Below are 11893 nucleotides of genomic sequence, written 5' to 3'. Positions count from 1 at the left end.
TTTATATTACATGAGACTTTACTTTTAAACTTATGTCATGTGTGCTTGCTTTAAGTTTTCATCCTGCGTTTTATCCTCCGAAGAGCGGAGGAGAAGAGCGCTTATACAATATTTATAATAACCTTTCCAGGCACTTTAAGGTTAAACTTGTTACATTCACCTATCCTAATGCTGAAAATTCCGTGGAAAGAGTCAATCATAATGAGAACTTTACTGAAATAAGAATTCCGAAAACTAAAGTAAGTGCAATTTTTCACCATTTTATCAACAGATGTTCCGATATTAAAGAGTGTTCGGCCGTTGTTACATCTATTGAAAGCCGATTCAACAGGAATTTTAAAAAAGTTCTTGAGGCTGAAATCGGGAACGCTGATACTGTAATTTTTGTATACCCTTTTCTATATACCGTTCCGGGCCGACTTTTAAATGGCAAAAAAATTATTTACGAATCACATAACCTTGAATACGAATTAATGAAAGAAGCCTTCTCAAATTCGTTCCTTGGTAAATTTTTACTGGCTTATGTGTTTTATCTGGAAAAATCCCTGTCTACAAAAAGCAGCTTTATATTTGCGGTTTCGGAAGAAAATAAGGCTAAATTTTCCAGCCTTTACGGGATCGGAAAGAATAAGGTTTATGTCTCGCCCAACGGAGTAAACCCTGACGTATATAACGGTTTTTTTAAGGAAAACTCGGCTTTGAGCGGGTCTGGAATTTGCGTTTTTATAGGAAGTTACCATCCTCCTAATATCGAAGCAATAGAGAATATAAAAAAAGTTGCACTCCAGATGCCGAATAATCTTTTTTACGTGGCCGGGAACGTTTCGCAGTATTTTATTAATTCCGATCTCGTTGAGAAAACCGATCTGGAAGTCCATAACATTTTCAGCCGCCAGAAAATAACTTTAGCAGACGGCTTTTACGGTGTGGAATACTGGGACTCGGTTCCGACAGTCTGGTGCAGGCCCGAGTTCAGGATAAAGGTTTCAGAAGCAGTTGAGTCCTTAGAACTGAAAGCTTATTCCCCTGAGGATAAAGCCCTTAAAGCAGGGACAGGGGACAGGTCAATTTCGTTCAGCTTGAAAGCTGGCTGGAATCCGGTTAGAATCGAAGACTTAAAAAATAAAAGTCTTGATCTCTTATTTGAGTGCGAGCCTTTTAAAAATGATACGCGGCCTCTCGGAATTGCCATACAGGAGATCACTTACTCTGAAAACGGAAATACCTTCAAGTTTGATTTGAGCCAGGGCTCAAACCAGTTATACGCTCTTAAAAAAGCGAAAAATGTCATATTTCTGGGCCGGGTGAGTGACGAAGAAAAACAGGCATTATATAGAGCTGCAGACATAGCCTTAAACCCGATGACCAGCGGTTCGGGTACGAATATAAAAATGCTGGACTATATGGCAGCCGGCCTGCCAGTCATCTCAACACCTGTAGGGGCAAGAGGCCTGAACCTGGAAAATTATGAAAATGCAATAATCTGTGATATTCCGGATTTCCCTGTAAAAATTAATCAAATTCTAAGTGATAGTAAACTGTATTCTAAAATTAGCTCTAACGGGCGTAGAACCGTTAAAGACAATTTTGACTGGAGCAAAATAGCATCCGAAATGGTTAGGGTACTGGGTCAGACATGAAAAAGATAGTCGTATTTAATGATTTTCCAATATTTCCTCCGCGGTTTGGGGGGCAGGTCAGGATTTATAATATTTATAAAAACTTATCCAAAAAATACAATGTGACCTATATTTGCTTCGGAGAATCAAAAGCTGTTGAGGAAACTCAAATCTGCGATAATTTCATGGAGGTAAGAGTTCCGAAAAGTTTGTTCCACAAAAACGTAAATGCGGTAGCAGGGAAATTATTAGGTGTATCCGTCGATGATATAGCTGCGATGTTCCTGTGCAGGCATAACCGGAAAATCGATTCGGTTGCAAAGGATTACATTGAGATATCCGATATTGTAATTTTGTCTCACCCGTATATGTTCCCGCTTGTCCGGAACTATGCAAAAGATAAGCTCTTTATTTATGAAGCCCATAACGTCGAATCCTCCTTAAAGAAATCTTTGCTGGGAAAGGGTTTTTTAAAAGATTATATTTGTAGCAAAGTCGAAAAAGTTGAAAGCGAGCTTTCTATCAGGTCGGATTTATTATTTGTTACGTCCGAAGAAGACCGGAGTAGCATTAAAAAAATCTATCGACTTGACGAAAATAAAGTTCATGTATCCCCAAACGGGGTTGATACTGATACCTTTGACTCGATTTATGAGAAAGGACAGCTCGTAAAAGAGAGAATCGTTGACCAGCCTCTCGTTATTTTCCTGGGAAGCGGCCACCCGCCCAATGTGCAGGCTGCGAAAATCATTATTAAAGAAATTGCCCCGAAGATGAAAGATGTCTATTTCTTAATTTGCGGAAGTGTTTGCTGGGGAGTAAGAGACGAAAGCAGGGGAAAAAACGTAGGCCTGACTTTTGAGGTTACTGAGGACGAAAAGCTTGAATTATACAGGGTTTCGGATATTGCCATAAACCCGATGGTTAGCGGTTCGGGAACGAATATCAAGATGCTGGACTATATGTCGGCTTCCCTGCCGGTCATCTCCACACCTGTAGGGGCGAGAGGACTGAATCTGGTAAACTATGAACATGTACTGGTCTGTGAGATTCCTGAAATGCCCGAAAAGATCCGGGAAATTCTCCTGAATAAAGAATTGTACGCAAGTATTAGCGCAAGTGGGCGCAGAGTAGTTGAAGGTGAGTATAATTGGAGAATAATTGCACTGAATATGTGCAGGACTCTGGACAAAGTGGTTGATAAGAAACTGACTTCGGTTCTTTAAACTTTTATTTTTTGGGCATCTCCATCTTTAATAAAGTCTGATATCCTGAACTGCAATACTTAAGTTTCTAGTGTCTTCTTTGTCCATTTCGAACACGTCACAGGGTTTATCGCTCCCTTCAGGTACTATCAGGTTTATTGTATTCATTCCTTTTTTCACACTTACATCTGATGCTAAATTTGAAAAATACCCCACCGGTACATTATGTCTTGAAACACATTTCCCGTTAACATAAGTTTTCAGAGTCTTTTCACGATAAAAGCTTTCAACCTGCATAATCAGTGTCGTATTCATATCTTTCTCTGAATATAAATAGAAAGTAGAATTGCTCTCCATCCACCTTATAGGTTTGTCATCCCAGTATTCGACATTGTAAAATCCATCAGCAAATACAACCGAACTTTTTTCAACTTCCACTACATAAACCGAATTAACAGTTTCTCCAGAAACTGAAGTAGAGAACGGATTCAGTAAGAAGGTTTTAGCTTCGATTTTTTCGGTATTGGAATTTATTAGTTTTTCCGGGGAGTAGAAATGAGTGTCAAACAAAAGAAAGACTCTATCTCCTGATGTATCAAAGTGATCCGACTCTATGTTTCTAACTGTTATGTTATCTTTTTCCCAGGTGAGTCCACCTATATCATAACCGTCTCCATAGTGGAAGGGCCAGTGCGTATATACAACCTCAGGGCTTTGTTCACTGAGGCACTGGTATCCTTCCAGACGGGCATTTCCCGAGTTAGCATAATAAAATGTTAAATTCGTTGCAGTTATGAAATTGAAAACCAGAGTAAGTGCAAGTACGAGAATAATAATAAACCTGGTTTTTTCAGAGTAATCGGACCTGAGCATTTTTGATATACTTAAGGAAAACAGAATTATCAGAGCCGGAAATGCAGGCATTAAATATCGGTAATCTAAAGAACCAATATCAATAAGGGGCTTCAAGCCATAATCGTATATTTTGCCATTAATTATAAAAAATGCTGTAAAAGAAGCAATCCAGATTAACATAACTGCTTCGCTTTTGCTAACCTCTGCTCTCGTTTTACATACACCTATTGATATTAACAGGCTTAATATTAATAATCCCAGTAAAATATAATATGGGGAATAGTTATCTAAAGGTAAAAGAGGGAACCAGAAAAGTGACTTACTCGGATAAATTTCAGATATTATGAGCAATAAGATCTGGACTGCCAATAAAAAGTAAAGGAGAGGCTTATTTTTACCTTCGGATTTTAGAAAAGCAAATATGGAGAGAAAAAATATTCCAGAATATATATACTGTGAGATCTCCTGTTTTAGAAAGCCTGCCCATATCATTATTACATCGGTTCCGAAAGTTAATGGCGTAATTATTGAAAAGTCATCCATTATTTTTGAGTAATACATTACTTTCAAATAAAAAAATACGGAAAACAAAAACATTAAGGAAGTTAGTATAAATGTTTTTCTATTCATCTGACGGTAAATTATGAGACCGAGAAAAATTGCGGGAAATAGAACAAGACCAGGCACTTTTGTTCCGAAGGAGATAAAGGCAAAAGCCAGGGATAAATAAAAGAATCGGTCCGATCCGGTATTCAGGTACTTAAATAAAAAGAAGAATGTTATTATTACGAAAGAGGTAAAAGGCATATCAAGATAGGCCCATTTATTAACCAGAAAAAACACCGGAAACGTAAAGGAGACTAACAGGGCTATAAATGCCGTAAAATCATCATATAACTCTTTAGAGATAGCATATATTCCAAAGATCCCGCAGATGCCCAGAAACATATTTATTAAATTGGTTAAGATCTCGGATTCTCCAAACAGGCTATAAAACCCTCCCCATATAAGATATAAGAAAGAATGCCTTTCTTCCGTGCTGCCAAAATAAGAGTGGGAAAGATAATATTTGGAGCGTACGACATGCTGGACAGCGTCCCAGCGGTACGCAAAGTCAAAGCCCCAGAACCAGGTAAGTGCAAGCGAGAATAAAAGAATAAAAAAAGTAACTTTTGATCTTGTTTTGTAATATCTGTATATACAGAGGGAAAGTAGTGGGATTACCAGGAATTTTAAAAAATTCAACGCATGGAGCAACTGGTAGCTTTTAAAATAATGTCCTGCAAATAACGCTATAAAAAAACCTGAACATATAATTGCAAGGATTATATCAAAATAAGGGTTTTCAGATAGTATGTAATTTACTTTTTTATATTTTTGGTTACTACGTACTTGATTATTTGCTTGATTATTTGCTTGATTCTCTACTTGATTATTTGCTTGATTCTTTACTTGATCATTTTGATTACGATGTCTTTGATTAAAGCTAATCTTCTGAATTCTTAACTCTTCCATCTGAAATCCCCCTTTCGACTTCCTTTCAGGGCAAAACTGCAGCACCCGAAGCTTAGAATAAAGCTGCAAATACCTTTGTTTCAGAAATAAAAGTTTGAGCAGTATATTTTAAAAATTTATTTCTCACATGCTACCAGTTTTATTTTCTTAGCACCAGTTTTATTTTCTTAGCACCAGTCTTATTTCCTGCACAATACCATTGTCCAGGGGAATGGTTTTCGGATTTCTAATACCTTAAAGTATTTTCCTACCAATTTCACGAATTCCTCTGAACTCCAGTTCTGTACATGTTCAATATCATTTCCAAAGCGCTTCAGGTTTTTACCTCTCAGGAAGTTCATGGTACGAAAATAAGGTTCGTTAGGTACACTGAGCAAGCAATAATTCCTGGAGACCCTTTTAATTTCCTCAAGAGCTCGTTCCGGGTTTTCAAGGTGCTCCAGGACTTCGGTTGCAATAGCAAGGTCAAAACTATCTTTCTTGAACGAAAGTTCGTACACGCTTCCTGCACACAAATTACAGTTCCGGTTTCGATCCTTTGCAAGCTTAAGTGCATTTTTTGAAATATCAATACCTGTTACATCCGGCAGATCAAGTGAATTAATAACAAACCCTTCCCCGCAACCAATATCGATGACTTTGTTTATATTTCCCAATGGGGCTACGGTATCCTTTAAGTTTTCAATGAAATTAGATATGACCATACCCATAAGCGGATTACTGGAGTTGTATTTTTTATAATTTCCACTTTGAAAACCCTGATCCATCGGAGTTTCCACCTGATTCATTTTGTTCCCCATTGAGTTCATTTTAGCGCCACCTTTTAGCCCACCTATATGTATAGCTTCAAGCCCTTTATTTATATTTTCTCCAAATGATTTATAAACTGAAGATAGAGATTCCTCTTAAGTTCTTGACTTTATATTCCATTCCCTGTTAATTTATAATCCCCGATTGAATATGGTATATCAGGGCCGCTTTCTTAGAGTGAGCAGGAATCCGAAGAGTGCCGGAGATAGAGATGTCAAAAGATAAAGAATTACAGGACAGGAAAATCCGTAAGCTGAGTTTTCATCCAGCAGACTGAAGATCGTGACGCTGACGAATTCCCGGATTCCAAAACCTGAGATTGATATAGGGAAATTGCCCAAAACTACGATTATTGGCAGCGAGAAAGTAAGAATATTATTTAAAGCCGGGCTTAATGATTTTATTACTATCCAGTACACAATCAAGTTTAATAAATAGTATCCTAAAGTTAATGAAAAAACCGTGAAAAGAACTTTTTTATTTTTAGTGATTTCCCTCATAGTTTTGATATAGTTTTCCTTATGTTCTTTATTCTGAAAAAACATCTTAAAAAAAACAGACACGGCTTTTTCGTTTGTAATAACGACTATTCCGACAATGGAAAGTGACATTACAAAGGTCATCAGATAGATTAAATTCCTATCTTTAAAAAAGAGCGCTATTGCCAGTACACTTAAGATCATCAGGCAGATAACGTCTACAATTCGGTCCATTATCACGGTTGGTATACTTCTTGATTTCTCCGAATCCAGATAAAAAGCTCTTGAGACTTCCCCTGTTCTGCCCGGAGTAAGCGCCCCGTAAAAGGTGCCCATCAGAATGATTTCCAGCGACCTGAGAATTGGAATCCTGATATCGATGCAGTTAAGTAAAGTCTGCCATTTTTTTGCTTTTATTAAATACATCAGAATAATAAAAGGCAGGGAAAAGGAGAGCAGCACTATATTCACTTCAGTAAACACTTCGTAAATAGCTTTTACATCGAGCTTACTTAATAGATACGATAAAAGCCCCAGACTAACTGCAAATTTACCTGCCGTTTTCCAGTTCATAACTATCAAACTTTATAATATAATCGTCATTGTTTCTGGAGTTTGTGATCAGTTCTCCTATCAGTCCCAGGGAGACAAATTGGGCTCCTATAACTGTAAGCAGTATCCCCAGCATAAGAAGAGGCCTGTCTCCAATCTTTGTACCTGTAGCCCATAACATGAGAAGGTACATGGAAATCGCGATTCCTGAAAAACCTAATACGAAGCCTATGCCTCCGAACATATGCAGAGGCCTTTTCTTATATAGCATTAAAAAAGTAACTGTTATCAGGTCAAGACAACCTTTCAAAAGTCTTTCGACTCCATATTTTGACTTTCCGTGGATTCTCGGATGGTGCTCGACCTCTATCTCCCCAACCGTATAACCTTTCCAGTGAGCCAGAGCCGGAATATAGCGATGAAACTCTCCATATAAGTTTATATTCTTTACAACCTCTTTTCGGTATCCTTTGTACCCGCAGTTAAAATCATTAATTTTGACTCCTGTAATGAATCGGGTTAATTTATTGAAGCATTTGGAAGGAAAGGTTTTTGAAATAGGGTCCTGCCTTTTGACCTTCCAGCCGGAAACCATATCAAAATCTTTTAATTTATCGAGGAACCTTGGAATTTCTTTGGGGTCATCCTGCAGGTCTCCGTCCAGGGTAATGACAAAGTCTCCCCTCGATTTCTTAAACCCGCAGGAGAGGGCTGCAGCCTTTCCGTAATTTCTCTGAAACCTTACAATTCTTATGTTATTATCCTGAATTGCTTTTATTTCCCGGAAAGTATTGTCAATTGACCCATCGTCAACGAAAATTATCTCATACGTTTCGTTAAGTACCGAAAGAATACTGCACAATTTCTCGTAGAGTTCAGCTATGTTTCCCTCTTCGTTATAAACCGGAATTATGATTGAGAGATCAGGCTTACCTGAGATGTAATTATTCTGGATGGAATAATCCTCTGGAAAATAGGTTGGAGACCCTATCGTATAGATCTCTCGATTTTTTAATTGACCTTTTGAACCGTACGTAGCATCTCCCCCTAGCACTTGAAAAGTATAACTAATGTTTCGATCCAAAATACGTTCACAAACCTGAGTTTTTAAATTTACCCCTTGATCAATGAATTCTTCCTTCAATGACGGATTCATTTTGGAATCGATACAACTAGAGTTTGGAATTGGATCATGTTCTTTGTTCATTCAGTTTCTTTACAATGCCTCATCAATTTATTCAGTTTCTTCACAATGCTTTATTGATTTATTCAGTTTCTTCACAATCTTGATTGATAATTTCAACGCGTCATTACCTCTCATACCTGAGTTAAATTCGATTTATCCAAAAGTTTATCCTATTCAGTATAAAAATTTTTCAAGATATTATTCAATTTTTTGCATTCTTCCCTGGAGTAATTTGAAGTGCCTCATGGAAGAAAATCCTCTTGGAGCTTGTATATCAATCCTGACAACCGTTATACTAATCATAGGCAATCCATTTTACGCAAATTTTATACCTTATATATCCTAACACATGTAAATATTCACTAAAATTTTGTGGAATTATTTATTACTACATGAATGTTTTTTGGATGATAAAACTTTGCACAACAAAATTTTGCACAACTATAGTATCAACCGCAAAGATTCACACTTAATTTTTAGAACGGATCGAAATCATAATATCTTAATATCATAATATCTTAGAAGATGTTGAAGAGATCCTCTCTTTTTAAATGCGATTCTTTGCGAGAATAACTATAGCTGCTGCGATTCCAAAGTATGCTTACAATCATGGATTTTGAATTGTCTATTGATTACCGAATTCCCCATTAAATAAGGGATTTATTTTGAATCGATGCACTAATATGATTGCCTCCCCCGAGTTGCATCTGAAATAGGATAGATTTCAATAGTCCAGGATACCGAGAATAACCCATACAATATATCAGGTTACTGATATTGGATTATTAATTTAACCCTTTTTTCCATATTCCCCACTGAATAACGCAATAGTAATTTAATTACTTTTCTTATAAAAGTTAGTATTTAACTAATTTTATTATTAAAGTTAAGATAAATTATATTTTATCATATAAGTTAAAATTAGCTAGCTTCATTACAAAAGATGAGGATAACTGGCTTTAAGATGAGGATAATTGGCTTTCAGATGAGGATAACTGGCTTTATTGCGAAGCTTAGAGTAATTTATTTTACTAAACAAATTAAGATTAATTAATTTTATTAAAAGAGACTACTGAATTTTATTAAAATAGCCCGTACCAATCATTTTTGTGAATAATACTGAATTCCTGAGGCTTTCCTGATATTTTTTATTTATTTGAGATGGGAAAACGGTTCTGACTTTAAGATTTTTTCATATAATCTTCATAAACTAAACAAACTTTCTCAATGATTTCCTCCCAATCATAATTTTTAGCTTTCCGGAATGCGGCTTCTGAAATCCCTCTATAGTTTGAGTTTTTTTCAATTATTTTTTGTAGGGCTTTCGCAATTTCTCTATATTCCTTTTCTACAACAAGCCCGTCCACTCCATTTTCAATCAGTCCCTGTGCAGCATTGTACTTTGCTCTTACAGTTACAACAGGTACACCGCAAGCAAAAGCCTCGATAACAACCATCCCGAACCCTTCCCGGCCCGAAGGCAGCACAAGCACCTTTGAAGCTTTAATTTTCCCGATCAGTGCCCCGTACTCCTGAAAGCCCGCAAACTCGACATTCCCGTAAACCCCGGTTTTCTTTGCAAGCTCCACCAGTCCTGCCTTCTCAGGCCCGTCCCCAACAATGCAACACCTGAGATTCGGAAAATCGGCTTTAAGAAAGTCTACAGCTTTAATCAGCAGGTCAACATTTTTTTCCTTTATAAGCCGGCCTGCAAAAATGATCTCATATGTTTTATTTTCAGTACCTGCAGGAGCTTTTCCGCTGTCGGGCTTGATCCCTGAAATCCTTTTAAGGTCGATCCCGTTAGGGATAACCGTAATCCTTGCTCCGGGAACCCCAAGCGCCTCAAGCCTTTCCTTTGTCCAGCCTGAAACTGCGATATTATTCCCCGATAACTTCGAGACCGCTTTCTCAACCAGCTGCCCAAAAAGCCCTGCTCTTCCTAAGTATTCATACCAGTAATCATTCCATACTTCATGCCAGGTAAACACTAACCGGGCTTTGTTCAGGATTGAGACCGCTTTTACGGTAAAACAGGAAAAATAGGGAAAGACGCTCACATCTATAAGATCAAAGTTTTCTTTCCTGAGCTCCGGGAACAGTTTTACAGCGAAGATTATTGCTTCGGAAATCGAACGCCTGCCGTTTACATACAGGTTTCGAGCTTTGCAGACACCGTGAAGGATCATGCCTTCATACTCAAAGATATCTTCGCCTTCCCACCATTTGATTCCGAAAATATGTACTTCATGCCCCCTGACCGAGAGCCGCTTTCCCAGCTCATGGATGCGCATTTCTGCGCCGCCTTTGACCCACGGATAGACAGCATCGTACACAAAGGCGATCTTCATTGAATCACTTACCAGTCCGTATCCACTTCAAGGAGCATTACGCTCAGGACAATTGCTGAGAAAATCATCTGCAAACCGATAAAAGCAAAAACCATTGAAATAGCTGCACTTCTCACTTCCGAGAGAGAGCCGTACCCTGAGCTGATCCAGGTGTATACTACTTTTAGTCCGAGCAGAAGGCCTGCAATCAATATGAGTGAACCTGCAAGCAGTTCTTTTTCAAGGGAATGGTAGTTCAGCCATTTTGCAGTACCGCCCTTATTCTTTGGATATACGCCGCGGATAATACCGTATGTTTTCATATAGCTACCGGTAGAGAGCGTCTGTCCGCCGAGAACCAGGAGCATACAGCCTAATATGAAGGAATGCAGCCTGCTTTCTGCCGCATCTCCGCTAAGCAGGAGAGAACCGGTTATCAGGGCTCCAAGAACAAAAACCACCGCTCCCGGCAGGAAGAGAAAAGGCAGAGGACGGTATAACATCATAAACCTCATATGCCGCCAGCCGTCCTGAAAAGAGCGCAGCTTCGAAGGAGCTCGGCGTGAGTAATAGGTTATGGGGACTTCTTTAATCCTCAGCCCGCATTTTGCAGCTTCAATCACCATCTCGGATGCAAGTTCCATGCCGTGTGTTTTAAGATTCATTTTTTCAAACGCTTCTTTTGTAAAAGCTCGCATCCCACAGTGAGCATCTGAAATCTTCGTCTTGAAAAGGAAGTTCAGCGTTGCTGTCAGGAAAGGATTGCCTATATACTGGTGCAGCCAGGGCATAGCTCCTTTTTTGATATCGCCTTTAAGCCTGGTGCCCATTATAAAATCCGCTTCTCCTGCTATAAGAGGATCAAGGAACTTGTCAAGCTCGAGCAGGTCATAGGTATTATCGGCATCCGCAATAGCAATATAGTCTCCTTTTGCTTCGGCCAGCCCTTTGAGGTAAGCGTTTCCATACCCTTTTATCGGGCCGATTACCTTTGCACCCATTGATGCTGCAATCTCTGCGGTCCGATCTGATGAGTTGTCAGCAACTATTATCTCCCCTTCTATACCATATTTTTTAAATACAGACTGAGCTTTCTCTATGCAAATTCGGATGGTTTCTTCTTCATTCATGGAAGGCATTACGATAGAAAGAGAGGGCATGTCCAGCTTATACACCATATAGCCTAATAACTATTTTGATACGTATAATTTATCAGGAACTGGTATTCCTGAAATTTATTTTTCAAAGTACTATCCGGCAGGGCAAAGAAAGTAGAGCAGGAACACAGGACCGGGAAGTCAGGGATATAAAATCAGGAGACCAGGAGTATAGAACCCGAAAA

General features: G+C 38.4%; 8 protein-coding genes. 2 read left to right on the top strand and 6 right to left on the bottom strand.

The features are described from left to right. Positions 1-32 precede the first annotated feature (32 nt). Positions 33-1640, top strand: a complete 1608-nt coding sequence (locus ACPK8D_RS02720; RefSeq protein ID WP_424716304.1) for a glycosyltransferase — start codon at positions 33-35, stop codon at positions 1638-1640. Further along, positions 1637-2845 carry a glycosyltransferase family 4 protein gene (locus ACPK8D_RS02715; protein ID WP_424716303.1) on the top strand — a complete coding sequence of 403 codons (1209 nt, stop codon included), beginning with the start codon at positions 1637-1639 and terminating at the stop codon, positions 2843-2845. The genes ACPK8D_RS02720 and ACPK8D_RS02715 overlap by 4 nt, the downstream gene beginning before the upstream one ends. A 27-nt stretch (positions 2846-2872) precedes the next feature. Here the strand turns inward: ACPK8D_RS02715 and ACPK8D_RS02710 are convergent, their stop codons facing one another. From ACPK8D_RS02710 to ACPK8D_RS02685, 6 genes are all read right to left on the bottom strand, one after another. Then, the gene (locus ACPK8D_RS02710) at positions 2873-5194 is read right to left on the bottom strand and encodes an ArnT family glycosyltransferase (protein WP_424716302.1); all 2322 of its coding nucleotides are present in this window, start codon (positions 5192-5194) and stop codon (positions 2873-2875) included. Between the two features lie 179 nt (positions 5195-5373). Further along, the gene (locus ACPK8D_RS02705; RefSeq protein ID WP_424716301.1) at positions 5374-6003 is read right to left on the bottom strand and encodes a class I SAM-dependent methyltransferase; all 630 of its coding nucleotides are present in this window, start codon (positions 6001-6003) and stop codon (positions 5374-5376) included. A gap of 159 nt (positions 6004-6162) precedes the next feature. Beyond that, a complete protein-coding gene (locus ACPK8D_RS02700; RefSeq protein ID WP_424716300.1) occupies positions 6163-7056 on the bottom strand; it encodes a lysylphosphatidylglycerol synthase transmembrane domain-containing protein in 894 nt (297 codons plus the stop codon). Next, the gene (locus ACPK8D_RS02695; protein WP_424716299.1) at positions 7034-8119 is read right to left on the bottom strand and encodes a glycosyltransferase family 2 protein; all 1086 of its coding nucleotides are present in this window, start codon (positions 8117-8119) and stop codon (positions 7034-7036) included. The genes ACPK8D_RS02700 and ACPK8D_RS02695 overlap by 23 nt, the downstream gene beginning before the upstream one ends. Before the next feature lie 1283 nt (positions 8120-9402). After that, positions 9403-10572 (bottom strand): glycosyltransferase family 4 protein, encoded by a 1170-nt coding sequence (locus ACPK8D_RS02690; RefSeq protein WP_424716298.1) that lies wholly within the window; start codon positions 10570-10572, stop codon positions 9403-9405. An 8-nt stretch (positions 10573-10580) separates the two neighbouring features. Further along, on the bottom strand, positions 10581-11711 hold the full coding sequence (locus ACPK8D_RS02685; RefSeq protein WP_424716297.1) for a glycosyltransferase family 2 protein: 1131 nt from the start codon (positions 11709-11711) through the stop codon (positions 10581-10583). Positions 11712-11893 lie beyond the last annotated feature (182 nt).

The organism is Methanosarcina sp., assembly GCF_049706645.1.
Taxonomy (GTDB): Archaea; Halobacteriota; Methanosarcinia; order Methanosarcinales; family Methanosarcinaceae; genus Methanosarcina.
This window is presented reverse-complemented; position numbering and strand designations above follow the sequence as displayed.

Bases quoted from the DNA above. Each gene is read 5' to 3' on its own strand.
- ACPK8D_RS02720 (WP_424716304.1), top strand. From the start codon at position 33: ATGTCATGTGTGCTTGCTTTAAGTTTTCATCCTGCGTTTTATCCTCCG.
- ACPK8D_RS02715 (WP_424716303.1), top strand. From the start codon at position 1,637: ATGAAAAAGATAGTCGTATTTAATGATTTTCCAATATTTCCTCCGCGG.
- ACPK8D_RS02710 (WP_424716302.1), bottom strand. From the start codon at position 5,194: ATGGAAGAGTTAAGAATTCAGAAGATTAGCTTTAATCAAAGACATCGT.
- ACPK8D_RS02705 (WP_424716301.1), bottom strand. From the start codon at position 6,003: ATGAACTCAATGGGGAACAAAATGAATCAGGTGGAAACTCCGATGGAT.
- ACPK8D_RS02700 (WP_424716300.1), bottom strand. From the start codon at position 7,056: ATGAACTGGAAAACGGCAGGTAAATTTGCAGTTAGTCTGGGGCTTTTA.
- ACPK8D_RS02690 (WP_424716298.1), bottom strand. From the start codon at position 10,572: ATGAAGATCGCCTTTGTGTACGATGCTGTCTATCCGTGGGTCAAAGGC.
- ACPK8D_RS02685 (WP_424716297.1), bottom strand. From the start codon at position 11,711: ATGCCCTCTCTTTCTATCGTAATGCCTTCCATGAATGAAGAAGAAACC.